23 protein-coding genes are annotated in these 25,151 nt (G+C 64.3%); 15 read left to right on the top strand and 8 right to left on the bottom strand.

Annotated features, from left to right (window positions below; all coding sequences use genetic code 11):
• The first annotated feature begins 13 nt into the window (after window positions 1-13).
• Complete coding sequence (locus ASE39_RS09670) at window positions 14-394, top strand: hypothetical protein (protein ID WP_010467105.1); 381 nt, start codon at window positions 14-16, stop codon at window positions 392-394.
• Here ASE39_RS09670 and creC read toward each other — a convergent pair.
• Complete coding sequence (gene creC, locus ASE39_RS09665; RefSeq protein ID WP_057271007.1) at window positions 391-1,869, bottom strand: two-component system sensor histidine kinase CreC; 1,479 nt, start codon at window positions 1,867-1,869, stop codon at window positions 391-393. The genes ASE39_RS09670 and creC overlap by 4 nt on opposite strands.
• Before the next feature lie 438 nt (window positions 1,870-2,307).
• Here creC and ASE39_RS09660 point away from each other — a divergent pair, with 438 nt between their 5' ends.
• On the top strand, window positions 2,308-3,570 hold the full coding sequence (locus tag ASE39_RS09660) for a porin (protein ID WP_057271006.1): 1,263 nt from the start codon (window positions 2,308-2,310) through the stop codon (window positions 3,568-3,570).
• A gap of 383 nt (window positions 3,571-3,953) precedes the next feature.
• Here ASE39_RS09660 and ASE39_RS09655 read toward each other — a convergent pair whose 3' ends face one another.
• Genes ASE39_RS09655 through ASE39_RS09645 form a run of 3 tightly spaced genes read right to left on the bottom strand, consistent with a single transcriptional unit; the run spans window position 3,954 to window position 6,046 of the window.
• Window positions 3,954-4,658, bottom strand: a complete 705-nt coding sequence (locus tag ASE39_RS09655; RefSeq protein ID WP_057228411.1) for a winged helix-turn-helix domain-containing protein — start codon at window positions 4,656-4,658, stop codon at window positions 3,954-3,956.
• A 6-nt stretch (window positions 4,659-4,664) separates the two neighbouring features.
• Window positions 4,665-5,300 (bottom strand): MarC family protein, encoded by a 636-nt coding sequence (locus ASE39_RS09650; protein WP_057228413.1) that lies wholly within the window; start codon window positions 5,298-5,300, stop codon window positions 4,665-4,667.
• The gene (locus ASE39_RS09645; RefSeq protein WP_057271425.1) at window positions 5,300-6,046 is read right to left on the bottom strand and encodes an SDR family oxidoreductase; all 747 of its coding nucleotides are present in this window, start codon (window positions 6,044-6,046) and stop codon (window positions 5,300-5,302) included. The genes ASE39_RS09650 and ASE39_RS09645 overlap by 1 nt, the downstream gene beginning before the upstream one ends.
• A 116-nt stretch (window positions 6,047-6,162) precedes the next feature.
• Here ASE39_RS09645 and ASE39_RS09640 point away from each other — a divergent pair, with 116 nt between their 5' ends.
• A complete protein-coding gene (locus tag ASE39_RS09640; protein WP_057271005.1) occupies window positions 6,163-6,852 on the top strand; it encodes a dienelactone hydrolase family protein in 690 nt (229 codons plus the stop codon).
• A 217-nt stretch (window positions 6,853-7,069) separates the two neighbouring features.
• Window positions 7,070-7,942, top strand: coding sequence for an amidohydrolase (locus ASE39_RS09635; RefSeq protein ID WP_057271004.1), 873 nt, complete (start codon window positions 7,070-7,072; stop codon window positions 7,940-7,942).
• 39 nt (window positions 7,943-7,981) lie between these two features.
• On the opposite strand, the gene ASE39_RS09630 is transcribed toward ASE39_RS09635, so the two are convergent.
• Together ASE39_RS09630 and ASE39_RS09625 are read right to left on the bottom strand one after the other, a co-directional pair.
• Window positions 7,982-9,181, bottom strand: a complete 1,200-nt coding sequence (locus ASE39_RS09630) for a heavy metal sensor histidine kinase (RefSeq protein WP_158004179.1) — start codon at window positions 9,179-9,181, stop codon at window positions 7,982-7,984.
• Window positions 9,153-9,836: a heavy metal response regulator transcription factor gene (locus ASE39_RS09625; RefSeq protein ID WP_057228422.1), complete on the bottom strand. Its 684-nt coding sequence runs from the start codon at window positions 9,834-9,836 to the stop codon at window positions 9,153-9,155. The genes ASE39_RS09630 and ASE39_RS09625 overlap by 29 nt, the downstream gene beginning before the upstream one ends.
• Before the next feature lie 618 nt (window positions 9,837-10,454).
• Between ASE39_RS09625 and ASE39_RS09620 the strand changes: the two genes are divergently transcribed.
• On the top strand, window positions 10,455-11,468 hold the full coding sequence (locus tag ASE39_RS09620) for a porin (RefSeq protein WP_057228604.1): 1,014 nt from the start codon (window positions 10,455-10,457) through the stop codon (window positions 11,466-11,468).
• A gap of 271 nt (window positions 11,469-11,739) precedes the next feature.
• Entirely contained in the window at window positions 11,740-13,290 is a 1,551-nt protein-coding gene (locus ASE39_RS09615) for a sel1 repeat family protein (protein ID WP_140426283.1), read from the top strand.
• Window positions 13,291-13,373: 83 nt separating this feature from the next.
• Here the strand turns inward: ASE39_RS09615 and ASE39_RS09610 are convergent, their stop codons facing one another.
• Both ASE39_RS09610 and hemB read right to left on the bottom strand, forming a co-directional pair.
• Entirely contained in the window at window positions 13,374-14,504 is a 1,131-nt protein-coding gene (locus ASE39_RS09610; RefSeq protein ID WP_057228427.1) for a magnesium transporter CorA family protein, read from the bottom strand.
• Window positions 14,505-14,565: 61 nt separating this feature from the next.
• A complete protein-coding gene (gene hemB, locus ASE39_RS09605; RefSeq protein ID WP_010467124.1) occupies window positions 14,566-15,573 on the bottom strand; it encodes a porphobilinogen synthase in 1,008 nt (335 codons plus the stop codon).
• Window positions 15,574-15,903: 330 nt separating this feature from the next.
• On the opposite strand from hemB, the gene ASE39_RS09600 reads away from it, so the two are divergent.
• The 9 genes from ASE39_RS09600 (at window position 15,904) to tuf (ending at window position 25,150) form a co-directional block, all read left to right on the top strand.
• The gene (locus ASE39_RS09600; RefSeq protein WP_057271003.1) at window positions 15,904-16,332 is read left to right on the top strand and encodes a CopD family protein; all 429 of its coding nucleotides are present in this window, start codon (window positions 15,904-15,906) and stop codon (window positions 16,330-16,332) included.
• 189 nt (window positions 16,333-16,521) lie between these two features.
• The gene (locus ASE39_RS09595) at window positions 16,522-17,619 is read left to right on the top strand and encodes a VanZ family protein (protein ID WP_029414397.1); all 1,098 of its coding nucleotides are present in this window, start codon (window positions 16,522-16,524) and stop codon (window positions 17,617-17,619) included.
• Between the two features lie 44 nt (window positions 17,620-17,663).
• Complete coding sequence (locus ASE39_RS09590) at window positions 17,664-18,023, top strand: ferredoxin (RefSeq protein WP_010467130.1); 360 nt, start codon at window positions 17,664-17,666, stop codon at window positions 18,021-18,023.
• A gap of 98 nt (window positions 18,024-18,121) precedes the next feature.
• Entirely contained in the window at window positions 18,122-18,778 is a 657-nt protein-coding gene (locus ASE39_RS09585; protein WP_057271002.1) for an alpha/beta hydrolase, read from the top strand.
• A 105-nt stretch (window positions 18,779-18,883) separates the two neighbouring features.
• The gene (locus ASE39_RS09580; protein ID WP_057271001.1) at window positions 18,884-20,053 is read left to right on the top strand and encodes a D-alanyl-D-alanine carboxypeptidase family protein; all 1,170 of its coding nucleotides are present in this window, start codon (window positions 18,884-18,886) and stop codon (window positions 20,051-20,053) included.
• A gap of 293 nt (window positions 20,054-20,346) precedes the next feature.
• Window positions 20,347-20,724, top strand: coding sequence for a 30S ribosomal protein S12 (gene rpsL / locus ASE39_RS09575; RefSeq protein ID WP_007851137.1), 378 nt, complete (start codon window positions 20,347-20,349; stop codon window positions 20,722-20,724).
• Between the two features lie 164 nt (window positions 20,725-20,888).
• Window positions 20,889-21,362, top strand: a complete 474-nt coding sequence (gene rpsG / locus ASE39_RS09570; protein ID WP_005798541.1) for a 30S ribosomal protein S7 — start codon at window positions 20,889-20,891, stop codon at window positions 21,360-21,362.
• Window positions 21,363-21,512: 150 nt separating this feature from the next.
• A complete protein-coding gene (gene fusA, locus ASE39_RS09565) occupies window positions 21,513-23,615 on the top strand; it encodes an elongation factor G (RefSeq protein WP_010467140.1) in 2,103 nt (700 codons plus the stop codon).
• A gap of 221 nt (window positions 23,616-23,836) precedes the next feature.
• A complete protein-coding gene (gene tuf / locus ASE39_RS09560) occupies window positions 23,837-25,150 on the top strand; it encodes an elongation factor Tu (RefSeq protein ID WP_082615384.1) in 1,314 nt (437 codons plus the stop codon).
• Window position 25,151: the final 1 nt, after the last annotated feature.

Here is a 25,151-nt window from a genome sequence, read left to right as displayed (position 1 = left end):
CGAGGGGTTCGGCATGCGTCATGTGGTTCCGGTGGTTCTGGTCTTGGTGGCAGTGGTCCATGCCCTGCCGCTGGTGGGCGTGCTGGGGGCGGGCAAGCTGGCGCAGCTGTACGGCACCCCGGTGCAGGATGCAGGCGTGGAGTTGCTGCTGCGGCACCGGGCCGTCCTTTTCGGGCTGCTGGCCGCCTTCATGGGGTATGCCGCCACGCGAGCCGAACTCCATCGGCTGGCCCTGGTGGCGGGGCTGGTGAGCGTGGTGTCTTTTCTGCTGCTGTCGTGGCTGCAGCGGGGCAGCGGCCTCAGCGCTCCACTGGTGATGGTCGTGCGGGTGGATGGGGTGGCGCTGGCCTTGCTGGTGGTGGCCCTGGCCGTGCACCTGCGCCGCTCGCATTAGCTGGCGGGAAACTCCAGTGCCACCCACAGTCCGGGCGCTGTGTTGCGCACCACCATCTGCCCCCCGTGCAGCGCCATCACGCGCTTGACGATGGCCAGCCCCAGGCCCGATCCGCTGCGATCTCCGCCCGGCCGTGCCGTGGTGAAGAAGCGTTCGCCCAGCCGGGGCAGCGCGTAGTCGGGCACGCCCGGGCCACTGTCCCGCACGGCCACGGTGGCGCTGTCCAGTTCCACCTGCACCGTACTGCCTGCGGGCGCAAAGTCGATGGCGTTGTCGAGCAAATTGGTCAGCGCCATGGTCACCAGCTCGGCTTCCCACGGGCCGCTGCGGCCCGCGCCCACCAGGGCCAGGGTGATGCCGCGTTGCGCAGCGCGCGCGCGCGCCTGGCCGATGGCGGCCTCGGCGCAGGCCTGCAGGGCCACGGGCGCGCGGCCCTCGGCGTGGTGGCGCTGCTCCAGTTTGGACAGCTCCAGCAGGCGGTCGATGATGCGCTGCAGGCGCTCGCTTTGCTGCACCACCTGGGTCGCGAATTCGGCGCGGTCGGCGGTGGGTAGGTCGTCCTGCAGCAGCTCGCCCGCGCCGCGGATGGCGGCCACGGGGCTTTTGAGTTCGTGCGTGAGGGCGCGCACATAGCCTTCGATGTAGTCGCGCCCTTCCAGCCGAGCGCGCATGCGGTCCATGGCGCGGGCCAGGTCTCCCAGTTCGCCCGGCACCTCGGGCACGGCCAGCGCCGTGGTGGGCGGGGTGCCGGGATCATGGCGCTCGCCATCGGCCGGGCCCTGCACGCTCAAGGCGTAGTCGCGCAGGCGGCGCACGTTCCACACCATCCACAGCGTCACCGCCACGCCCACGGCTGCCGAGAGGGCCAGCAGCAGCAGCCCGCCCATGAACACCTTTTGCTCGGCGCGGTCGATGAAGCGCTGCACGGTGCGCGTGGGTTTGGCCACGGTCAACACACCGGCGATCTTGCGGCCCTCGGGCGCCTGCACATAGATGGGGGCGGCCACATGCATCACGCCGCTGGTGTCGTCGTCCTCCACATCGCGCGTGGAGCGCGCGCCGTACTCGCCCCGCAGCGTGCGGGCCACGTCGCGCCACTGCGAGTAGTCGGCGCCGATGGCGCGGTTTTCGGAGTCGAACAGCACACGTCCCGTGGTGTCGGTCACGTAGATGCGGTAGTCCAGCGACTGCTTGGAAAACCCCCAGATCGCTGCGTCGATGGGCCGCGTGGCATAGCGGCGCACATGCTGCGCAAACGGGCTGTGGCTGCTGTTGTCGGCCCCCGTCGCCAGCCGCCCGGCCGCCAGGTCATCGCTGGCCAGCTCGGCCAGGATGTTGGCCGTGTCCACCATCATGTCCTCCATCACCTCGCGCACGCTGGGTTTGATCTCGGCCATGAACACGCGCAGCACAAAAAACGCGGCGATGCCGTTGATCAGGAAGAAGGCGAACAGCAGGCGGATGCCCAGGCGCATGGGGCAGTTCTCTTAAAAAATCTTGACCGGCAAAGCGTTTCAGAAGCGCTGAGTATCGGTATGGAGCAAGACGATGTGGGGGACGGGTAGTGCGTAGCACGCCTGGCGGACATGCTGCTCAGATCGTACAGGCGGTTGAATCGCAAGGTGAATTTGGCCAGGAAGCGCGATGCGGGCTTCCTGTGCGTGATGCTGCGACGCAGTCCTTGCCATCTGGCACGGGATGCACCGTGGGGACGCAAAGCCTGTTGTGTGGCCTAACTAAGTTGCAAGCGCGCAACGTTTTCGCTCGAAAACAGGTCGGTACGACCGGGCTGCTCCAGCGATCCCGTGCTACCCGCTGTTACCGCTTGAGACATGTCACCTAGGCTGAACCCGGAGCTGCCCACGGTGTGGCGTGGGCTTCTGCCAATTTCATGCAGCAACAGGAGACAAGTTATGAACAAAATGCGTGCCCTATCAGCGGCCGTGCTTGGGTGCTTTTCGTCGTTTGGCATGGCGCAAAGCGCGGCTGACGGGAGCAGTGTGACGATGTACGGCATCGTCGACGTTGGCATCCACCATGTCACCGGAGCACCCGGCGGCTCTAAGACCAGCCTTACCAGTGGGAACATGCAAGGTTCGCGCCTCGGATTCAAGGGAAATGAAGACCTGGGCGGTGGATACCGCGCCGTCTTCACGCTCGAATCGCGGCTCGAAGCTGACACCGGCGCACTGGGCAACCGCCCCATTTCCCAAGGGCGGCTGCCGGACCGACTCAGCAACGCTGGATCGTTGGGCCTGCCCGCTGCGCTTCAGCCTGCTGTGTCCGCAGTGGCCGCCCAGATCGGTAGTTCCGTGGGCGTCAACTTGGGCAACAACTTCTTTGATCGGCAAGTATTCACCGGCCTGATCACCCCGTTCGGTGCCTTCACATTCGGGCGACAGTACACACCGGGCTACTTGGCCAACGCCAACTTTGACGCGATGAAGACCGAGTCCAGCCTGTCACTGGGACAGTTGGTGGCGATTCCGGCTTCGTTCGATATCCGCGTGAACAACTCACTCCAGTACGGTCTGCAATTGAACGGATTCACCGCCACCGCGATGTACGCAGCCGGGGAAGTCGCTGGCCGTTCGAGCGCTGGGCGGCTGTGGGGTGCCATGGCCATGTACAACGGCAACGGCTATTCGTTCGGCGGCGGTTACAACACACGCAACAACGAACTGGGTGAAAAGTCGCTGACGACCGCTGTCCTCGGCGCGACGCTGGATGTCGGGCCGGGCACCCTGTCGGGCCAATTCAGCGTCATCAAGGACGACCATCCCACCAACCTGTCCGGCATTTCCGCAGTCCTGTCTGCCAACCCTGCCACGGCACCAGTGGCCGGCCTGGTGCAAAACGCCTTCATTCAAGGTTTCCGGCAAGACGCACGCCTGTTCCAGGTTGGCTACCGCATCACCAGCGGCGTGCACGCAGTGACCGTGGCGTACAACAACATGAACGACAAACGCCCGTTCAATGCGGATCGTGCGTCGTATGGGGTGGCTTACACCTATGCACTGTCCAAGCGCACCGACCTGAATGCCGTACTCACACACCTGAACAACAAGAACACGTCGCAAGACATGTTGGGCGGCAACGGATTTCTGGGTGGCGTTGCGGCAGCGCCCGGAAAAGACGTCAATAGCCTGGCACTGTCGATTCGCCATCGTTTCTGAGGCCTGCAGGGCTGGGGCGCTCAGGGCGCAGCGTTGCTCAGCCTCTGCATCCCCAACCCACCGGGTGACCCGCCCGTCCAGCCTGCTGCCCAAGCGTGCACAGTTTTCAGTGGCAGGCAGGATATGGCCTGCACACCCTGGGTCGTGAGTAGCGGCGGAGTTGTGGATGCCTGTTGAGGGGATGCCTTGGACGCTCTCTCGCTTGAGGGCACGGTCTGGGTGCGCACTGCATCTTTGGGTGCCGAGGGGGTTGCCCACGTTCCATGCGGTGAGGTTGTCACTTGGATCGTCACGCTCCATTCCAGCGTGGTGCGCGGGGCTCCATTTCCTTCACCCGTAAGTACGTGCATTTGCATGGACTCAACCGACGGGCCCATTGGGAATCAAAGATCGATGCAATACCCCATGCCCCGGTGCGTGCTGATGTATTCGCGCGCTGGGTCCAGCTCGCGCAGCTTGGCGCGCAGGGTCTTGATGTGCGTGTCCACCGTGCGGTCGGTGCTTTCGCTGTCGTCGCCCCAGGCGGCGGCCAGCAGGGCGTCGCGCGAGTGGATGCGGCCTGCGCCGCGCAGCAGGTGGGACAGCAGGCGGTACTCGCGCCGGGTCAGTGGCAGGGCCTGGCCGCGCAGGCTGATGCGCTGGCCCGTCTCGTCGTCGTGGAACAGTGCGGCGGCCGTGGCGGCGGGCGCTGCCGGGTGGCCGTTGCCGTTTCCGTGACCCGCGCGGCGTAGCAGCGCCTTCACGCGCGCGGCCAGTTCGCGCGGGCTGAAGGGTTTGGTCAGGTAGTCATCGGCGCCCAGTTCCAGGCCCAGCACGCGGTCGATTTCTTCGCCGTGGGCGCTGAGCATGAGCACGGGCAGGGCGGCGGTGGGCGGCGCATTGCGCACGTCGCGCAGCAGGTCCAGTCCACTGCCGTCGGGCAGGCCCACGTCCAGCACCAGCAGGTCAAAACGTGCGCGCTGCAGCTGCTGGCGCGCATCGTTCACCAGCAGGCTGTGCGTCACCAGCAGCCCGTCGCGTTCCAGCGCATAGGCCACGGTGCGGGCAATAGCGGGGTCGTCTTCGAGGAGCAGCAGCCGGGCAGACATGGACGGTCAGCGCGCGATCAGTACGGGGAAAATCTTGCCCAGCCCGTCGGCCATCACCTCCACCGCCAGCGCGGCCAGGATCAGGCCCATCAGCCGGGTCATCACGTTGATGCCGGTCTTGCCCAGTACGCGCGCAATCGGGTCGGCCAGCGAAAAACACACCGCGGTGGCCAGCGCGATGACCACGCCGTAGCCCACCAGCGTGGCGGTCTGCCACACGCCTTGCGCGCGGTCGGCATAGATCACCACGGTGGACATGCTGGCCGGGCCGGTGAGCAGCGGGATGGTGAGTGGCACCACGGCAATGCTGCTGCCCGCTGCTGCCTTCTCGGCTCCTTCTTCGTATTCATTGGTGCTGGGCTTGGCCTCAGCGGGCTGGGCGTTGAGCATGTTCATCGCGCTGATGAGCAGCAGCATGCCGCCGCCCACCTGAAAGCTCTGCAACGAGATGTTGAAAAAGTCGAGGATCTGCAGGCCCAGCAGCGCACAGGCCGCAATCACGCAGAACACGCTGAAGCTGGCCACCCGGATGGTGCGGCGCCGCTGCGCGTACGAAAAGCCCTGGGTGTAGTGGATGAAGAACGGAACGATGGCCAGCGGGTTCACGATGGCCAGCAAGGTAATGAGCGGTTTGAGATCCATTAACGGCCTCCGGAGACTTCTAAAAGGGACATGGTGGTGTAAGGCGAAGCATCCGACATCAGCCACACGATGGCCTCGGCCACCTCTTCGGCCGTGCCGCCGCGCAACATGGGCACCTGGTGGGCCAGGTCGCGCACGCGGTCGGGCAGGCCGCCGCTGGCGTGGATGTCGGTCTCGATGAGGCCCGGGCGCACGGCGTTCACGCGGATGCCTTCGGCCGCCACCTCGCGCGCCAGGCCCACGGTGAAGGTGTCGATGGCGCCCTTGGCCGCCGCGTAGTCCACATACTGGTGGGCCGAACCCAGGCGTGACGCGGCGCTGGAGACATTGACGATGGCCCCGCCAGCGCCGCCATGGTGCGTGCTCATGCGGCGCACAGCCTCGCGGGCGCAGATGAAGCTGCCGATCACGTTGATGTCGAACATGCGGCGCAGGCGCGCCACGCTCATCTCGTCCACCCGCTGGGTGGTGTCCACCACGCCTGCGTTGTTTACCAGTGCGGTGATGCGGCCCAGTTGCGCGTCGATGGTGGCAAACATGGCCAGTACCTGGGCTTCGTCAGCCACATCGGCCTGCACGGCCAGTGCGGTGCCGCCTGCGGCGCGGATCTGCTGCACCACCGCATCGGCGGCGGCCTGGTTGCCCTGGTAGTTCACCGCCACCGCCCAGCCTTGGCGTGCCGCCAGTAGGGCGGTGGCAGCGCCAATGCCTCGGCTGGCACCGGTGATTAAGGCGATCTTGTCCATGAAATCGGGGTCTCCTGCAAGAATGGCGCATTGGAACAGGTTCTGGGTGCTGCGGGCAGCGGTTTGCAGCAGGTGCACCGCCACTCCAGCGCATTTTTTATCAAGGAGATTGCAGCATGGGACAGTTTGTCGATCTGACTTCGGGTGACGGTTTTGTATTTCCGGCCTGGGTGGCCCAGCCCGATGCCGCACCGCGTGGCGCCGTAGTGGTGCTGCAAGAGATTTTTGGCGTGAACTCCCACATCCGCGCCGTGGCCGACCGCTTCGCGGCACGTGGCTACCTGGCGGTGGCGCCTTCGACCTTCCACCGTGTGAAACCCGGCGTGGAACTGGGCTACACCGGCGACGACATGCAGGCCGGCATGGGCCTGAAGACGGCGGTGGAGGCGCTGCCCGCCCCTGGCGTGATGCCCGACATCCAGGCCGCTATCGACTACGCCGCTGCGCAAAGCGGCCGCAAGGTGGGCATCGTGGGCTTTTGCTGGGGTGGACTGCTCACCTGGCGTGCGGCTTGTACGCTCACCGGCCTGTCGGCCGCCGTGCCCTACTACGGCGGCGGCATGACCAGCCCCGACGAAGCCGCGCGCCAGCCCCGCGTGCCCGTGCTGGCCCACTTTGGCGAGCGCGACCACTGGATCCCGGTGGATAGCGTGCAGGCTTTTGCCCGCGCACAGCCGGGTGCCGAGGTGCACATCTACGCAGCCGACCATGGCTTCAACTGCGACCAACGCGGCAGCTACGACGAGCCTGCGGCCATGACGGCGCGTGATCGCACCCTGGCGTTCTTCGACAAACACCTCGCATGAATTGGAATCCCCCCTGAGGCGCTGCGCGCCTTCCCCCAAGGGGGACGACGCCGTCGCTGCGGGGCGGCCCTTGTTTGGCGTCTCTGGCGGGGGCGCGCCCATTGCAGGCGCCAGGGCGCAGCGATGAACTGCTCAATGTTTGGAGGCCGCCATGGCGAGTTCGACGTATATCCAGGTTTTGAGGCAAATTTGGCCGCTACCGCTTGCCTGTAAATCGATGGCAGCTATTGTTTTAATAGCATTTGGATTTCAGGCCCACGCGGCCGACTACACCGGCCCCCTGTTCGATGCGCACCTGCACTACAACGAGGAAGCGTGGGACGGCAAAACCGGCCCCCACCCGCCCGCCGATGTGCTCGCGCGCATGAAGGCCAGCGGCGTGCGCGCCATCGTGGCCAATTCGCGGCCCAACGCGGGTTCGCTCACCCTGGCGGGCCTGCCGCAGACGCGTGAGGCGGGTGTCACCGTCGTGCCCTTTGTGCGGCTGTACCGCAACCGGGCGGACTACACCGGCTGGTTTGCCGACGAGAGCATCTACACCATGGTGCAGACCGAGCTGGCGCGCGGCACGGCGGCGGGGCCGTATCGGGGCATTGGCGAGTTCCACCTGTACGACAGCGCCAATGCCAACGGCCCCGTGGCCCAGAAGCTCATGGCCCTGGCCGAAGAGCGTGACCTGGTGGTGCTGGCCCATGTGGATGATGTCGCCATCGACCTGCTGATGGCCCACACCCCGTCGAAGGGCCAGAAGGCGCGCCTGATCTGGGCCCACACCGGCATCGGCGGCGCGCCGGTGGAGCGGGTGGATGCGCTGATGGCGCGCTACCCCGGCCTGGTGGGCGAACTCTCGTACCGCCCCGGCTTGGTGTGCGACGACAACCAGTTGTGCCCCGCTTGGCGTGCGCTGCTGCTCAAGTACCCCACGCGCTTCGTGATCGGCTCGGACACCTGGGTCAACCAGCGCTGGCAGCACTACGAAAACCTGATGCAGGGCTACCGCCAGTGGCTGGGCGGCCTGCCTACCGATGTGGCGCGCAAGGTGGCGTGGGACAACGGGGTGGGGTTGTTTGGCGTCACGGCGCTGCGCTGATCTTGCGACCCACGGTCCCAGCCCCGATCGCACCCCGTGCTACCGGCTGATACGCCCGCGCGATGGCCCAGCCCCCGGTGCACGCGGCGGCGGTGGCGGGAACCACAGGGTGAACACCGTCGGATGGCCTGGGGCGCTGCGCACGTAGACCAAGCCTCCATGTAATTCCATTGTGCTTTTTACGATGGCCAGCCCCAGGCCAACGCCGGGTGCTTCTTCGTTGCTCTGACTTTCGACCCGGTATGCGCGTTCAAAAATCCTGGCTTGGTGCTGGAGGGCGATGGGTTCGCCCTCGTTGGAGACCGAAATATGGCAGCCACCATTCGATGCCACCGATCCTGAGAGCGCAACCGTGCTGCCTGGGCGGGCATGGCGAATGGCATTGGTCAGCAGGTTGCCGGTGGCGCGGGTGAGCAGGGTGTCATCAGCCCAGACATGGGCGCTCTGGTCCACCTGGAGCGCCAGCTCCAAACCCCGCTCCTGGGCGAGCAGTTCGAAGAAGGCTGCGGTGGCCCCCAGCCGTTGCTCCAGCGGGATGAAGGTGGCATGAACGGCGCTTTGCTGGCTCTCGGCGCGCGCGAGGAACAGGATGTTCTCGATCATCCGCCCCATGCGCTCATACGCTGGCACGGCCGACTCGATCACCGCACGGTATTCCTCCGCACTGCGGGGGCGGTCCAGCGTCACCTGGGCAACCATCAGGAGGCGGTGGATGGGAGTGCGCAGATCGTGCGCAATGTCGGACGACACACCCGACAGGCGGGTGAAGGAATCCTGCAGCCGGTCGAGCATGTGGTTGAACGCGCGGGCCACGGGTTCCAGCTCGGCAATGTTGTTCTCGGGGGCCAGCCGTTCGTGCAAGGCGTGGGCGCTGATGCGGTTGGCCGTGTTGGCCAGGCGGTGGGCCGAGGACAGGATGAGCCTGGCCGTGCACCAAGCGAAGAGGCTCGCGGCCAGCGCGCCGACGCCCAGCGTGATGGCAAAAACACGCCATGAGCGCAGGGCAAAGGCATGGCCCCGCGCGTGCAAATCCTCTGCAGGGATATGGACCATGCCTCCGTTGCTGGCGAGCAGAGGCTGGAGGTCGTTGAAATCCTGGCCCAGCAGGTAGATCACCATCCAGAAGCTGGCCGTGATCAACAGCAGGGTGATCGAAGAAATCGCCAGCGCGATCTTCAGGGGCAGAGAGCGCCGCAGGAAAGTCCTCGCCCTAGGCGTTGTTTCGGAGTTCGAGGACATAGCCGACGCCCCTGACGGTGTGAATGAGCTTCTCGGCGAAGGGCTCGTCGATCTTGGCGCGCAGTCGGCGCACCGCCACATCGACCACATTGGTGTCGCTGTCAAAGTGCATGTCCCACACGTTTTGCGCGATCAGGGTGCGCGACACGACCTGCCCGGCATGGCGGGCCAGGTAGTCCAGTAGCACGAACTCCTGGGTGGTGAGGTCAATGCGCAGCGTGCCTCGCTTGACGCGCCGGCGCGCGGTATCGACCTCCAGCTCGCCCACGCGCAGCACGCCCTCTGGTGCGGACATGGGGGCGCGGCGGCGCGCCACCACCTGGATGCGTGCCAGCAGTTCGGAAAACGCAAAGGGCTTGACCATGTAGTCGTCGGCACCCAGCAGCAGCCCCTTGACGCGATCTTCGACCTCGTCGCGGCCCGATATGAAAAACACCGGTGTCTGTTGTTGTGTGCGAATGCCCTGCAGCACATCCCAGCCGCTGGCGCCCGGCAGCCCCACATCGAGCAGGATAAGGTCGTAGTGCCCTGAGGTGGCCAGGTGCAGGCCTTCCACCCCGTCGAATGCCGTGTCTACGACATGGCCATGCTCGGTCAAGCCCTTGTACAGGTAAGCAGCGGTTGATCGTTCGTCTTCAATAGAAAGCAAGCGCATGTGACGAGATCCCGGCGGTTTCTCAAGGGACAAAAAGGTGGAGTGCAGACTGACGGAGGGAAGCTGCGGATTGACTTTGGTGGATTGTTGAAGGTGCGTGTGGATTTGAGAAGCTTGCTGGATCGAAATGCACTGTTGCGAATTCACGAACAGTCGTGAGAGCTTGTGTGCGGTCTCGCGGGAGGATTGGTTTGGAGCGCGACCATGATCCTCGCGGATGCTTCTGGTGCGCCGTTTGCGCTAGCCCTTGTGCAATCAGCGGTTGTGTCCCATCACCCGATTTCGCGGCAACCTTTCGGGCCGTGGTGTTTGCAGTCGGTCTCTGCTGTTGCAGCGGTTTTGCACGTCCAAGCTATCTACTGCACACCGTGTCTGGCGTACCCATCCCGCCAAACCGCTGCACGCCTCCCGGGGGATTGCAAACAGCTTTTCAATTCGGAGGGAGTGTGGCACCTGTGAAACGGCGTTGTCCCAAACCGAGGGGGGGGTGCATGCATGTCCCCCGTGATTGCGCTCTGCGGTCTGTGGGCACGAGGGTGCAATGCCTACGCTTGCACCATGTCCTGCCAACAAGGCGTGGGACATGACTCCGATTGAACCCACTTAACAAGGATGACCATGAAAAAATTCGCCACATTGGCTGTGCTTGCAGCCATCAGCGCAACCTCTTATGCACAATCGTCTGTCACGCTGTTTGGCGTGGCCGACGTGGCGGTTCAGGTGGGCCGCGGCAGTGAGACGAACCGGACCAGCGTGGGCAGCGGCGGTCTGGCTTCCAACCGCCTCGGTTTTCGAGGTATTGAAGATCTTGGTGGTGGCATGAAGGCTGGCTTCTGGCTGGAAGCCGGTTACAACCTGGACGACGGTACAGGCGTCGGCAACACCTTCAACTTCAACCGTCGCTCGACCATCAGCCTGATGGATGACCTCTGGGGCGAAGTTCGCCTGGGCCGTGATTTCACTGCGACCTACAACAACATCTACGACGCATTCGGCGACAACGGCGTCGGCGCTCTTCTGAAGACGACTTCGCTGGGCAGCAACTACGGCTATGCCATGCAGACGCGTACCAGCAATTCCGTGTCGTACTTCACGCCCAGGAATCTGGGTGGGTTCTTTGGCCAGGTGCAGTACTACCGTGGCGAGGCCGCCAATGGCTCCAATGACGGCAATGGTTATGGGTTGCGCGCTGGCTATGAAAACGGCCCCCTCAATGTGGGCGTGAGCTACGGCTCGGTGTCCAGCCTTGGTGCGTATGGCGACGTGACGAATGCCAACATCGGAGGTTCTTACGATTTCGGTGTGGCAAAGCTGCTGGTTGAAGCTGGGCAGGATGAGTCCAAGGCCCGCGACGAGAAAGCTCGCCACTACATGATCGGCGCAACGGCTCCCGTGGGCAGCGTTGGCCTGGTCCGCGCTTCGTGGTCCCGCGTCAGCGTTCAGGACACCAATGTGCAGGCGAACAAGTTTGCCGTGGGGTACGTGCACAACCTGTCCAAGCGCACTGCCCTGTACACCACCTTCGCGTACCTGAAGAACAAGAACGGTTCTGCGCTTGCACTGAACGGTGCCAAGACCAGTGCAGGTGACAACTCCAAGGGCCTGGACTTCGGCCTGCGCCACACGTTCTAAGACCCCAGGCGGTCTTCCTCTTGCCCATTGCGATGGGCAATTGTCTCCAAGGTAAACGATTGGCCCGCATCCCCCAGGGGATGCGGGCTTTTTTGCATGGGTCGCGGGCAGGCCAGGCGGTTCATTACAGAGATGTCATGTGCGCGCAATCCCGCTGTCAGGCGTGCGTTTCTATTCTTCAAACCTGTCCAAAGCAGGGGGTGTTTGCCAGTTTGCGTGCCAAAAGCCACTTTGGTGTGCCGCCCCCGCAACACGTTGAAGAGAGCCAAGCATGCGCCGACAAGACATTCAATTGCTGACCCTGGCCCGCCAGGGCGATCCCGCCGCCCGCAGCAAAGCGGGCCGACGTTATTTGGTGGGGGGCGATGGCTTCCCGCGCCATGTGGCCACGGGGATCGAGTACCTCTCACACCCCAGCGTCCGTGAGCTGCCAGAAACCGCGTGTGCCATTGCAGAGAGTTTGCCGCTGCAGGATTTGCTGGACCTGAAACAGGAAGATGCATTACACAAGGCTGCCGCTGCGGGAAGCCCCTTGGCGCAGTTTAAGCTGGGCGTGTGGATGGCGTTGACGCGCAGCTCCGTCACGGCGGGGCAGTCGTGGCTGGAGACCGCCGCCGCAGCCGGGCACGTCGAGGCCTGCCAGGTCATGGCGGCCGTGGAGGGTGCACGCTCGGACCGCGCCCTGGAGGCGATGGTGGAATCGATCCAATCCAGCGCCGCAGTGGACGTGGTGCAGGTCGCGGTGATCGCTGCGCGCCAGGCGCGTGAAGAAGGGGGACTGGACCAACTGGTCGATTGCCTGCGGGTGGCGCTGATGGTGGCGCCGCGCTTGACACACGCCCTGTCGGACCTGGTCGTGGCGGCGGTCTTGTGGGCCGAGCGCGAGAAACACTCCTTGCGCGGGCTGGCTCCTGACCAGATTGAGGCCAGTCTGGAGCTGGCTGTCGTACGCGGGGATCGGGACGCTGCGTGCCTGCTGGGCCGTGCGCGTTGCGGAATTGACAGCGGCACGCTGGCGCCAGCGCGGCTGGCCACGTCGCTGAACCTGCGCAAAGGCGTGGCCTTGTTGTTGCGCGCTGCGGACGCGGGCCGGGACGATGCATGGCTTGCCCTGTACGCGACGCATGCAGACCACCGCTCGTCGGTATCCAACCCGCAGATGGCCCGCTTCTTCCTGGAGAAAGCGGCAATGGCTGGGCAATCCGAGGCGCAGCGCAAGCTGGGGGCTTTGATACTGCGCGCGTCGAACTCGGTGGTGGAGTCGGAGCAGGCCATTGCGTGGCTGCATGCCGCTGCCAACCAGGGCGATACGCACGCGCAGCGCCTGTTGGGCTCACTGGTGCTGCCGCTGCAGGGGAGTGAATCCGTAGCGCGCGAGGCGATTGAGCAAGTGCGTCAAGCCGATCCCTGGCTGGCCGTGCGGCTGACGCTGGCGCGCGACTTCGGTTTGACCAAGCTGGAGGCCTTGAGTGTCGACCCCGTCGAGGGCCGTCGGCCATGGGGGTTGCTGGTGGGGCAAAACCCGTTTATCGCGCAGGCCCGTTTGTCCGCACCGCGTGCCGTGCCGGCATTGACACCCCTAGCGCTGCAGAACCTGGCGCGCGCGGCAGCATTGTTCGAACAATCGCGCGGTGACGGCAATGCCTTTGAGGGGGATCTGCGCCGCCGCTCGGTGCGCCAGCGGCGGGTATTTGAACGCCTCCATTTGTCCGAAGACCTCTTTTTTGCTACCGCTTCCTCGCGCAGGCTGGAGGCCTTCCGTCTGGGGCCGAAATGGGCTTTTCGCGCACGGCAACCACTGGCCCTGGCATTGGCAGGTTGACGGCTGCGTGGCCGCTGGTGCGGTGAACGTCGGGCGGGAAGGGCTTGTGCTGCTGTGTCAGCTGCGGGCTTTTGCTGGCACGGTCACCTCGTCCTCGCCAGATACCGCTTGCGCCAGAACAGCATCACCAGCGACAGGGCGATGAACACCATCGACCCCAGCGCCCACCAGAACCCATCGGCCTTGTGGATGAGCGGCAAGAACTCGAAGTTCATGCCGAAGATGCCCGCAATCAGATTGAGCGGCAGGAACACCGCCGTCAGTGCGGTCAGCGTGCGCATGATGTCGTTGGTGCGGTTGCTCTGCACGCTGAAGTGCATCTGCACGGCGGTTTCGGTGCTTTGCTCCAGCCGGCGCACGTGGTGCACCACACGTTCGATGTGCTCCAGCACATCGCGGCTGCGCACCTTGAGCAGGTCCAGCTCGCGCAGGCCGAGCGGGGTCTCGGGCAGGGCCCAGGTTTCCAGCGCGTCGATCCAGTCCTGCACGGCGGTGCGCTGGTCTTCGCAGATCTCGTCCAGCATGTGCAGCGACAGGCGGGCTTCGAGCAGCGATGTCCAGTTCACGTAGCGTGCGCGGGGCTTGAGCAGTTCGTTTTGCCAGTGGTCGAGCTGGCGCGTGAGTTCGCGGCGCAGGTCCAGGTAGCCATCCACCATCAGGTTGACCACGCGCAGCATCAGGTCGGCCGGGCTGGTGGGCACGCGGGCGCCGGGCACGGGGCTGCTGCGGCCTTCGCTGGGGCTGGTGGGCAGCGAGGCCAGCAGGCGTGTGGCATAGGCGTCGCGCACCGCGCAGTCTGCGGGGTGCACGGTCAGCAGCAGCTGGTCGAACACGGCAAAACCCACCGGGCTGGTGTCGATGCGGCGCAGCACGGGCGGGCCGCTGCGTTTGAGCGATGGGGGCGCACCGGCGCCCGCCGCGCTGGGTGCGTCCGGGGCGTCGCCATTCAAGGTGGCCAGGCGGCGGAACACCAGCAGGTCGTATTGCGAGGTGTAGTCGTAGTGCGAGGGCAGTTGTGCGTTGAGCAGGTCGGACACGTGCAGGTCCACCAGCTGCAGCCCCACCAGGGTCTGCAGGCTCGCCTGGATCTCGGCCAGCCGCGCCTGGAAGGCCGGGCGCGCGCAGGCGATCCAGACAAAACCCTGGGCGGGCATCTGCGTGGGCAGCTCGGTGAGCTCCTGGACGCCGCCGCTGTGGATGTGAAAAATACGCATGCAACCCCGGTTGAGCAATAAAAAATGCCTCTAGCGCTTGTCCATTAAGCGCTAGTTGCTATTATTTTCGGAGCAATCGCGCAGCATCGCGCGCAAAGTAGGTCAGCACACCATCGGCGCCTGCGCGCTTGAAGGCCAGCAGGCTTTCCATCATCACGGCGTCGTGATCGAGCCAGCCATTCGCGGCAGCGGCCTTGATCATGGCGTACTCGCCGCTGACCTGGTAGGCGAACGTGGGCACGTGGAACTCGTCCTTCACGCGGCGCACGATGTCCAGGTAGGGCATGCCGGGCTTGACCATCACCATGTCGGCACCTTCGGCGATGTCGATGGCCACCTCGCGCAGGGCCTCGTCGCTGTTGCCGGGGTCCATCTGGTAGACGTTCTTGTCGGCCTTGCCCAGGGCGCCGCGCGTGCCCACGGCGTCGCGGAAGGGGCCGTAGAAGGCGCTCGCGTACTTGGCGCTGTAGGCCATGATGCGGGTGTGGATATGGCCCTGCACCTCCAGCGCCTCGCGGATCGCGCCAATGCGGCCGTCCATCATGTCGCTGGGCGCGACGATGTCCACGCCCGCCTCGGCATGCGTGAGTGCCTGGCCGGTGAGGATCTCCACCGTCTCGTCATTGATGATGTAGCCGGTGGCGTCCAGCACGCCGTCCTGGCCGTGGCTGGTGTACGGGTCCAGCGCCACATCGGTCATCACGCCCAGGGCGGGGAATTCCTTCTTGAGCGCCCGCACCACGCGCGGGATCAGGCCGTCGGGGTTCAGCGCCTCTTTGCCATCGGGCGTCTTGAGCGACGGGTCGATCGCCGGGAACAGCGCCAGCACCGGAATGCCCAGTTTCACGCAGTCCTCGGCCACCGCCAGCAGCAGATCCAGGCTCAGGCGGTCCACGCCGGGCATGGAGGTCACGGCCTCGCTGCGGCCTTGGCCCTCGTGTACGAACACGGGGTAGATCAGGTCGTGTGGCGTGACGGCGTTTTCGCGCACCAGGTTGCGCGTAAACGCATCGCGGCGCAGGCGGCGCGGGCGGTTCTGGGGGAAGGGGGCAGGGCTTTGGAGATGCATCGCGAGATTATCCCCCTGAGCCGCTGCGCGGCTTCCCCCAAAGGGGGACGCACCCCCTGGACCGGCGAAGCCGGATCCACGGGTGCGCTGGCATGGGGCGCGCCGGTTTCAAACATCATTGCGACGCCCTCTCACATTGAAAATGCCGCTTGTAACACCCCTTGCCCGGTGCTAAATTGGCGCCGGGCGGCTTGCCGCCCCCCGCTTTCCCTCCCTGAGCGGGGCCTCGGGTTGCAGCGATGCAAAACAGGCTTTCCCGGCCCGGCGGATTTGCCGGGCTTTTTTTTGGCGCGGCCCTGGGCGGCCGGCACGGGCCCTTAAACTGCCTCCATGCTCTGGGTCAAAGCCTTTCACATCGTCTTCGTGGCCAGCTGGTTTGCTGGTCTTTTCTACCTGCCGCGCATCTTCGTCAACCTGGCGATGGTGGCGCCGGGCTCGGCCGCCGAGCGTGACCGCCTGCTGCTCATGGCCAGGAAGCTTCTGCGCTTTACCACGCTGCTGGCCGTGCCCGCGCTGGCGCTGGGCGCGTGGCTGTGGATGGGCTATGGCATCGGCCGGGGCCCTGGCAATGGCTGGATGCACGCCAAGCTGGCGGTGGTGCTGCTGGTGATCGGCTACCACCACGCCTGCGGCGTGCTGCTGCGCAAGCTGGCCGATGGCACCAGCCGCAGGAGCCATGCGTGGTTCCGCTGGTTCAACGAGGTGCCCGTGGTGCTGCTGCTGGTTGCGGTGGTGCTGGTGGTGGTCAAGCCGTTCTGACATGGAACACCCCCCTGAGGTGCTGTGCGACTTCCCCCCGCTCTCGCAGCGCTGCGCACTGCGGGCAGGGGGACTACGCCCTCGCTGCGGGGCGGCCCTTGCTTGGCGTCCTGCGCTTGTGCAGCGCCTGTTGCATGCGCTGCGGGCCACGGTGCGCACTGAACAACCCATAGCCTGAAAGCGGTGTCGGTGCCCAAGACCTCCGCCTGGCCCCTGGCGCTGATCTACACGGCGCTTATCGTCTTTGCCAGTCTGTTTCCGTTTGACGGTTGGCGCGCCCAGGGCATTGACCCCCTGGTGTTCCTGCTGGCACCGTTGCCCCCGCCGTATTGGACGGGCTTTGACATCGCCACCAATGTCGTGGGTTATGCGCCGCTGGGTTTTTTGCTGGTGCTGGCCATGTTGCGCTCGGGCTGGGGGCGTGGCGCCGTGCTGCTGGCCACGCTAGTGGGCATGCTGCTGTCGCTGGCCATGGAGTTCCTGCAGATCTACCTGCCCCGGCGCGTGCCCTCCAATCTGGACTTGCTGCTCAACGCGGCGGGCACCCTGGCGGGGGCGCTGAGCGCCGCGCTGCTGGAGCGCCTGGGCGCCATCGACCGCTGGAGCGATTTCAGAGGGCGCTGGTTTGTGCAGGACGCCAGCGGCGCCATCGTGCTGCTGGCCCTGTGGCCCCTGGCGCTGCTGTTCCCGGCGGCCGTGCCGTTCGGGCTGGGGCAGGTGCTGGAACGGCTGGAGGCAGCGCTCATCGAGGTGCTGGAAGACACCCCCTTTCTGGACTGGCTGCCGCTGCGCGAGGCCGTGTTCGACCCCCTTTCCCCCAGCGGAGAACTGCTGTGCGTGACGCTGGGCCTGCTGGCGCCGTGCCTGCTGGGCTACTGCGTGATCCGCTCCGTGGGCCGGCGCGCGCTGTTTGCCCTGGGTGTTGTCGCCGTGGGGGTCACGCTGACCGCGCTGTCGGCGGCCCTGAGCTGGGGCCCCGTGCATGCCTGGGAGTGGATGGGCCTGCCCACGCGGGTGGGCGTGTGGGGCGCGCTGGCGCTGGCGGTGCTGCTGCTGGCCCTGCCTCGGCGTGCCTGCGCCGCCGTGCTGCTGGTGGCCCTGGTCTGGCACCTGGCGCTGCTCAACCAGGCGCCCACCAGCGCCTATTTTGCGCAGACGCTGCAGATCTGGGAGCAGGGCCGGTTCATCCGCTTTTACGGCCTGGGCCAGTGGCTGGGGTGGCTGTGGCCCTATGCCACGCTGCTTTATGTGCTGCTGCGCGTGTCGAGGAGAGAGGGCGCTCCCTGAGCCGCCTTCCCCTCTCTCGCGGCGTGGGTTCGTAAAATGCAGGGATGAGCGACACCACCCCCGCACCGGCCGCAGCGCCCGGCTACTACCAGCGCCACATCTTCTTCTGCCTAAACGAACGCACCAACGGTGAGGACAGCTGCGCCCACCACAACGCCCAGGCGGGTTTCGACCGCTGCAAGGCCCAGGTCAAGGCGGCAGGCCTGGCGGGGGCCGGCAAGGTGCGCGTGAACAAGGCCGGTTGCCTGGACCGGTGCGCGGCTGGCCCCGTCGCGGTGGTCTACCCCGAGGGCACCTGGTACACCTATGTGGATACCGCCGACATCGACGAGATCGTCGAATCGCACCTCAAGAACGGCCAGGTGGTGGAGCGCCTGGTCACGCCGGCGGAACTTGGCCGCTGAATGCGCCTCCATCCGTCTCGTCGTTCCATTTTTGAATGATTTTGGCTCCCAGCGCTTATCTGTAATGCGCTGTCAGCTATTAATTTGGTAGTAAATCCGTGAATGCCCAGACCGAACGCCTGACCCTGTCCGGCCCCGCAGGCGCCATCGAGGCCGTGCGTGACGCTGCCACGCTGGCTGACGGTGCTGCTGCGCCCCGTGGCGTGGCCATCATTGCGCACCCCCACCCGCTGTTTGGCGGCACCATGGACAACAAGGTCGTGCAGACGCTGGCGCGCGCCTTTGTGCAGTGTGGCTGGACGGCCGTGCGCTTCAATTTCCGCGGTGTGGGTGGCACCGAAGGTGTGTACGACGAAGGCCAGGGCGAGCTGCAGGACCTGCTGGCCGTGGTGGAGCAGGTGGCGCCTGGTGGCGCCGACGGGCCGCGCATCGCGCTGGCGGGATTCTCGTTTGGCGCGTTTGTCACGAGCCACGCGCTGGCCACCCTTTGGCCGCAGGGCCGCGTAGACCACGCAGTGCTGGTGGGCACGGCCGCCAGCCGTTTCACCGTTGCCCCCGTGCCGCCCGACGCGCATCTGCGCACCCTGGTCGTGCACGGCGAGCACGACGACACCGTGCCGCTGGCCGCCGTGATGGACTGGGCACGGCCCCAGATACTGCCTGTCACAGTCATTCCCGCAGGGGGGCATTTCTTTCACGGACAATTGCCGCTTTTGAAAAATCTGGTGGTGCGCCACCTGCAATCGAGGGGCTGAACGCCCTGGCCCATGCCGGTTCGCCGGGCGCTCGCGCCGTGCGCATGGCCCGTCCCCTCCCTCTCTTCCTCTCCTTTTTTAAGCCTCTCCAGCCCCTTATTGCCCATGAAACGAATCTTGTCCGCGCTGCGATCCCTGGCCGTCGTTGCTGCCGTGGCGACAGCCGCCTTCGGAGCCCTTGCCCAGGCGCCCCAGCCCCCTGAAATTGCTGCGCGCACGTATCTGCTGGTGGACGTAACGGCCAATCAGGTGCTGGCAGCCAAGGACATCGACGCCCCCGTGGAGCAGGCCTCGCTGACCAAGCTCATGACGGGCTACCTGGTGTTCGACGCCCTGCGCGCCAAGAAAATCGCGCTGGACCAGAAGCTGCCCGTGAGCGTGCGCGCCTGGAAGATGCCCGGCTCGCGCATGTTCATCGACCCCAAGATGCAGGTCCCCGTGGAAGACCTCATCAAGGGCATGATCGTCCAGTCGGGCAACGACGCGACCATGGCCCTGGCCGAGGGCGTGGGCGGCACGGCCGAGAACTTCGTCAAGCTCATGAACGACCAAGCCCAGGCCCTGGGCATGAAAGGCACGAGCTACAAGAACCCAGAAGGCCTGACTGAACCCGGCCACACGACCACGGCGCGCGACCTCTCGGTGCTGGCCACGCGGCTGATGAAGGACTTCCCGGAGTACATGCACTACTACTCCACCAAGCAGTACAGCTACCCGGGCACCCCTGCGTCGAACGGCAGCAACCGCAACTCGCTGCTGTTCCGCGACCCGACGGTGGATGGCCTCAAGACCGGCCACACTGCTGCCGCCGGCTACTGCCTGGTGGCCACGTCCAAGCGTGAGTTCCCGGGCGTGGGCCAGCGCCGCCTGCTGTCCATCGTGCTCGGCGCCACCAGCGAAAACGCGCGCGCGAACGAAAGCCAGAAGCTGCTGAACTGGGGCTATACCGCATTTGAAGCCGTCAAGCTGTTCGACGCCAGCAAACCCGTGGCCACGCCCGCCGTCTGGAAGGGCACGGAAAACACCCTCAAGATCGGGCGCGAGGATGCCATCGTGGTGGCGGTGCCTGCGGGCAGCGCCGGCAAGATCACCACCCAGATCGCGCGCCCTGATCCGCTGGTCGCTCCATTCACCAAGGGCCAGTCCGTGGGCACCCTGAAGGTGCTCCTGGGCGAGCAGGCCCTGGCCGAAGTGCCCCTGGTGGCGCTGGAAGGTGTGGAGCAGGCGGGCATCCTGGGGCGTGCCTGGGACGCGATCCGGCTTTGGATTAAATAGGGTGCAACCCCCTGAGGCGCTTTCGCGCCTTCACCCCTTCTCTCGAATGGCTGCGCCATTCGGGAAGAGGGACGCAGCCAGTGCGGCGGGGCGGCCCTTGCGCGGCTGCCCTCACATTTGCCGTGCGCTTTCGACGGCCGTCGGCAATGGCAGGTTCAGGCCATCCGTGTGGCGTGGTTTTTTGAGAAAGCCGCTGCGGCTTGCCTCTTTACACCCTTGCTGCTACATTAGAAGGCTTTTCGGAAATTCCGAAGGGTTTCACGTTTTCGTTTTTTACGTTTAGGGACGTATTCATGCCAACCATCAATCAACTAGTCCGTCAGGGGCGCGAGGTCGAAAAGATCAAGTCCAAGAGCCCTGCGATGGAAAACTCTCCCCAGCGCCGCGGTGTGTGCACACGTGTGTACACCACGACGCCTAAGAAGCCTAACTCCGCTCTGCGGAAGGTCGCCAAGGTTCGCCTGACCAACGGTTTCGAAGTCATTTCCTACATCGGCGGCGAAGGCCACAACCTGCAAGAACACAGCGTCGTGCTGGTTCGCGGCGGTCGTGTCAAGGACTTGCCCGGTGTGCGTTACCACATCGTGCGCGGTTCGCTCGATTTGCAAGGCGTGAAAGACCGCAAGCAATCGCGCTCCAAGTACGGTGCCAAGAAGCCAAAGGCCAAATAAGCCCTGGCGGTTGTGTCTCCATCGGTGTTTGATTCGCCAGGCAGGCGCAGTCAAACGAAGTGACCCCAAGCGCGGTGTGTTCCGTGTGGGTCGAGTAAGTGGGGTTCTGAATGAATCTCGCGGTGTCTGAAAAGATGCCAACTGAAGCAATATGAGGTGAAAAAATGCCACGTCGTCGCGAAGTCCCCAAACGTGAAATCCTGCCGGATCCTAAGTTCGGCAATGTAGAGCTGTCCAAATTCATGAACGTGATCATGGAAGGCGGCAAGAAAGCTGTTGCAGAGCGCATCATTTACGGTGCCCTGGAACTGATCGAAAAGAAGCACCCTGACAAGGACCCTCTGGAAGCCTTCACCGTTGCCATCAACAACGTGAAGCCCATGGTCGAAGTGAAGTCGCGCCGCGTCGGCGGTGCGAACTACCAGGTGCCCGTGGAAGTGCGCCCCGTGCGCCGTCTGGCCCTGTCGATGCGCTGGATCAAGGAAGCTGCCCGCAAGCGCGGCGAAAAGTCGATGGCCCAGCGCCTGGCCAACGAGCTGCTCGAAGCGACCGAAGGCCGTGGTGGTGCCATGAAGAAGCGTGACGAAGTTCACCGCATGGCCGAAGCCAACAAGGCATTCAGCCACTTCCGCTTCTAAATCGACGCATCGCTTCGTCGTCAAGCGCAAGGCTGCCGGCATTTTTGCCTGCAGCCTTGTGGCGATTGAGGCGGTCACAAAATTGACGGGCTGCAGCGCCACAATGGCGGCCCCGTCCCCCGAATAACACGACCCATCCAAGGATCCACCATGGCTCGCAAGACTCCCATCGAGCGCTACCGCAATATCGGTATCTCGGCCCACATTGACGCTGGCAAGACCACGACCACCGAACGTATCCTGTTCTACACGGGCGTGAGCCATAAGATTGGTGAAGTGCACGATGGCGCTGCCACCATGGACTGGATGGAGCAAGAGCAAGAGCGCGGCATCACGATCACCTCGGCTGCCACGACCTGCTTCTGGAAGGGTATGGACAACTCCTACCCTGAGCACCGTTTCAACATCATCGACACCCCCGGCCACGTGGACTTCACGATTGAAGTGGAGCGTTCCATGCGCGTGCTCGACGGCGCCTGCATGGTGTACTGCGCCGTGGGCGGCGTGCAGCCCCAGTCGGAAACCGTCTGGCGCCAGGCCAACAAGTACAAGGTGCCACGTCTGGCATTCGTGAACAAGATGGACCGTACGGGTGCCAACTTCTTCAAGGTCTATGACCAGATGAAGCTGCGCCTGAAGGCCAACCCCGTGCCCGTGGTGATCCCGATTGGCGCGGAAGACAAGTTCACCGGCGTGGTCGATCTGCTGAAGATGAAGGCCATCATCTGGGATGAAGCATCCCAGGGCATGAAGTTCAGCTACGAAGAAATTCCGGCTGAGCTGCTCGAATCGGCCAAGGAATGGCGCGAAAAGATGGTGGAAGCTGCTGCTGAAGCCTCTGAAGAGCTGATGAACAAGTACCTCGAAGAGGGTGACCTCTCCGAAGACGAGATCAAGTTCGGTCTGCGCACCCGCACCATCGCCACGGAAATCCACCCGATGCTGTGCGGCACTGCGTTCAAGAACAAGGGTGTGCAGCGCATGCTGGACGCCGTCATCGACTACCTGCCAGCACCCACGGACATCGCGGACGTGACGGGTACCGACGAAGACGAAAACCCCGTGACCCGCAAGGCGGATGACGGCGAAAAGTTCTCGGCACTGGCATTCAAGCTGATGACCGACCCGTTCGTGGGTCAGCTGACCTTCGTGCGCGTGTACTCGGGCGTGCTGACCAAGGGCGACACCGTCTACAACCCGATCAAGGGCAAGAAGGAACGCATTGGCCGTATCGTGCAGATGCACGCGAATGAGCGCCAGGAAGTCGAAGAAATTCGCGCTGGCGACATCGCTGCCTGCGTGGGCCTGAAGGACGTGACGACTGGCGAAACGCTGAGCGACATCGACTCCCAGATCATTCTGGAGCGCATGGTGTTCCCTGAGCCTGTGATCACGCAGGCTGTGGAGCCCAAGACCAAGGCCGACCAAGAAAAGATGGGCATCGCCCTGCAACGCCTGGCCGCTGAAGATCCATCCTTCCGCGTGAAGACCGATGAAGAATCGGGCCAGACGCTGATCGCCGGTATGGGCGAGCTGCATCTGGAAATCATCGTCGACCGCATGAAGCGTGAATTCGGCGTGGAAGCCAATGTGGGCAAGCCCCAGGTTGCCTACCGCGAAACCATCCGCAAGACGGTGGAAGAAGCCGAAGGCAAGTTCGTGCGCCAGTCCGGCGGTAAGGGCCAGTACGGTCACGTCGTGCTCAAGATCGAACCCAACGAAGCTGGCAAGGGCATCGAGTTCGTCGACGCGATCAAGGGTGGTGTGGTTCCTCGTGAATTCATCCCTGCGGTCGAAAAGGGCATCAACGAAGCCGTCACGCAAGGCGTGCTGGCTGGCTACCCCGTGGTGGACGTCAAGGTCACGCTGCACTTCGGTTCGTACCACGATGTGGACTCGAACGAACTCGCCTTCAAGATGGCTGCCATCTTTGGCTTCAAGGAAGGCTGCCGCAAGGCTGGTCCCGTGATTCTTGAACCCATGATGGCCGTGGAAGTGGAAACGCCTGAAGACTACGCCGGCAACGTGATGGGCGACCTGTCCTCGCGCCGCGGCATGGTGCAAGGCATGGAAGACATTCCTGGCGGTGGCAAGGCCATCCGCGCCGAAGTGCCTCTGTCGGAAATGTTCGGCTACTCGACCACGCTGCGTTCCGCAACGCAAGGTCGCGCCACGTACTCGATGGAATTCAAGCACTACAGCGAAGCGCCTCGCAACGTGTCGGAAGCCATCATGGCTGCACGCGCCAAGTAATGCGCTTTGGATGAAGGCCTGCCCTGGCAGGTTTTCATCCTTGATTTTTGATTAAAAATGGCCGTTGGCGCTTGTCTATCAAGCGCAAACAGCTATTAAAACAGTAGCAATATTCTTGCAATCTGCGACCCGGTGCCGTCCCGTTGCCCTGTGCGGGACGAACCAGCAATCGGGTGCAGACGTTAAACCCCAACACAGGCATTGCTCTTTGGAGATTCAAAATGGCAAAAGGTAAATTCGAACGGACCAAGCCCCACGTCAACGTGGGCACGATCGGCCACGTGGACCACGGCAAGACGACGCTGACGGCAGCGATTGCTACCGTGCTGTCCTCCAAGTTCGGCGGCGAAGCCAAGGCATACGACCAGATCGATGCTCACGTCAACGTGGGCACGATCGGCCACGTGGACCACGGCAAGACGACGCTGACGGCAGCGATTGCTACCGTGCTGTCCTCCAAGTTCGGCGGCGAAGCCAAGGCATACGACCAGATCGATGCRGCGCCCGAAGAAAAGGCCCGCGGTATCACGATCAACACCGCCCACGTGGAATACGAAACGGCCAACCGCCACTACGCCCACGTGGACTGCCCAGGCCACGCCGACTATGTGAAGAACATGATCACCGGCGCTGCCCAGATGGACGGCGCCATTCTGGTGTGCTCGGCYGCTGACGGCCCCATGCCCCAGACCCGTGAGCACATCCTGCTGGCCCGCCAGGTGGGCGTGCCTTACATCATCGTGTTCCTGAACAAGTGCGACATGGTGGACGACGAAGAACTGCTGGAACTCGTCGAAATGGAAGTGCGCGAGCTCCTCGACAAGTACAACTTCCCTGGCGACGACACCCCGATCATTCGCGGTTCYGCCAAGCTCGCCCTGGAAGGCGACAAGGGTCCTCTGGGTGAAGAAGCCATCATGAAGCTGGCCGAAGCCCTGGACACCTACATCCCCACGCCAGAGCGCGCTGTGGACGGCGCCTTCCTGATGCCTGTGGAAGACGTGTTCTCGATCTCCGGTCGCGGCACCGTGGTGACCGGYCGTATCGAACGCGGTATTGTCAAGGTCGGCGAAGAAATCGAAATCGTCGGTATCAAGGACACCGTCAAGACCACCTGCACCGGCGTGGAAATGTTCCGCAARCTGCTGGACCAAGGCCAGGCTGGCGACAACGTYGGCCTGCTGCTGCGCGGCACCAAGCGCGAAGACGTGGAACGCGGCCAAGTGCTGTGCAAGCCCGGCTCGATCAAGCCCCACACCCACTTCACCGCTGAGGTGTACGTTCTGAGCAAGGACGAAGGCGGCCGTCACACGCCTTTCTTCAACAACTACCGTCCTCAGTTCTACTTCCGCACGACCGACGTCACTGGTGCCATCGAGCTGCCAGCCGACAAGGAAATGGTCATGCCTGGTGACAACGTGTCGATCACTGTGAAGCTGATCAACCCCATCGCCATGGAAGAAGGCCTGCGCTTCGCTATCCGCGAAGGTGGCCGTACCGTGGGCGCTGGCGTCGTGGCCAAGATCCTCGCGTAAT

This window comes from Acidovorax sp. Root267, assembly GCF_001429215.1.
Classification (GTDB): domain Bacteria; phylum Pseudomonadota; class Gammaproteobacteria; order Burkholderiales; family Burkholderiaceae_C; genus Acidovorax; species Acidovorax radicis.
This window is presented reverse-complemented; position numbering and strand designations above follow the sequence as displayed.

Coding starts and splice junctions, on each gene's coding strand:
- ASE39_RS09670 (WP_010467105.1), top strand. CDS start 14: ATGCGTCATGTGGTTCCGGTGGTTCTGGTCTTGGTGGCAGTGGTCCAT.
- creC (WP_057271007.1), bottom strand. CDS start 1,869: ATGCGCCTGGGCATCCGCCTGCTGTTCGCCTTCTTCCTGATCAACGGC.
- ASE39_RS09660 (WP_057271006.1), top strand. CDS start 2,308: ATGAACAAAATGCGTGCCCTATCAGCGGCCGTGCTTGGGTGCTTTTCG.
- ASE39_RS09655 (WP_057228411.1), bottom strand. CDS start 4,658: ATGTCTGCCCGGCTGCTGCTCCTCGAAGACGACCCCGCTATTGCCCGC.
- ASE39_RS09650 (WP_057228413.1), bottom strand. CDS start 5,300: ATGGATCTCAAACCGCTCATTACCTTGCTGGCCATCGTGAACCCGCTG.
- ASE39_RS09645 (WP_057271425.1), bottom strand. CDS start 6,046: ATGGACAAGATCGCCTTAATCACCGGTGCCAGCCGAGGCATTGGCGCT.
- ASE39_RS09640 (WP_057271005.1), top strand. CDS start 6,163: ATGGGACAGTTTGTCGATCTGACTTCGGGTGACGGTTTTGTATTTCCG.
- ASE39_RS09635 (WP_057271004.1), top strand. CDS start 7,070: ATGGCAGCTATTGTTTTAATAGCATTTGGATTTCAGGCCCACGCGGCC.
- ASE39_RS09630 (WP_158004179.1), bottom strand. CDS start 9,181: ATGTCCTCGAACTCCGAAACAACGCCTAGGGCGAGGACTTTCCTGCGG.
- ASE39_RS09625 (WP_057228422.1), bottom strand. CDS start 9,836: ATGCGCTTGCTTTCTATTGAAGACGAACGATCAACCGCTGCTTACCTG.
- ASE39_RS09620 (WP_057228604.1), top strand. CDS start 10,455: ATGAAAAAATTCGCCACATTGGCTGTGCTTGCAGCCATCAGCGCAACC.
- ASE39_RS09615 (WP_140426283.1), top strand. CDS start 11,740: ATGCGCCGACAAGACATTCAATTGCTGACCCTGGCCCGCCAGGGCGAT.
- ASE39_RS09610 (WP_057228427.1), bottom strand. CDS start 14,504: ATGCGTATTTTTCACATCCACAGCGGCGGCGTCCAGGAGCTCACCGAG.
- hemB (WP_010467124.1), bottom strand. CDS start 15,573: ATGCATCTCCAAAGCCCTGCCCCCTTCCCCCAGAACCGCCCGCGCCGC.
- ASE39_RS09600 (WP_057271003.1), top strand. CDS start 15,904: ATGCTCTGGGTCAAAGCCTTTCACATCGTCTTCGTGGCCAGCTGGTTT.
- ASE39_RS09590 (WP_010467130.1), top strand. CDS start 17,664: ATGAGCGACACCACCCCCGCACCGGCCGCAGCGCCCGGCTACTACCAG.
- ASE39_RS09580 (WP_057271001.1), top strand. CDS start 18,884: ATGAAACGAATCTTGTCCGCGCTGCGATCCCTGGCCGTCGTTGCTGCC.
- rpsL (WP_007851137.1), top strand. CDS start 20,347: ATGCCAACCATCAATCAACTAGTCCGTCAGGGGCGCGAGGTCGAAAAG.
- rpsG (WP_005798541.1), top strand. CDS start 20,889: ATGCCACGTCGTCGCGAAGTCCCCAAACGTGAAATCCTGCCGGATCCT.
- fusA (WP_010467140.1), top strand. CDS start 21,513: ATGGCTCGCAAGACTCCCATCGAGCGCTACCGCAATATCGGTATCTCG.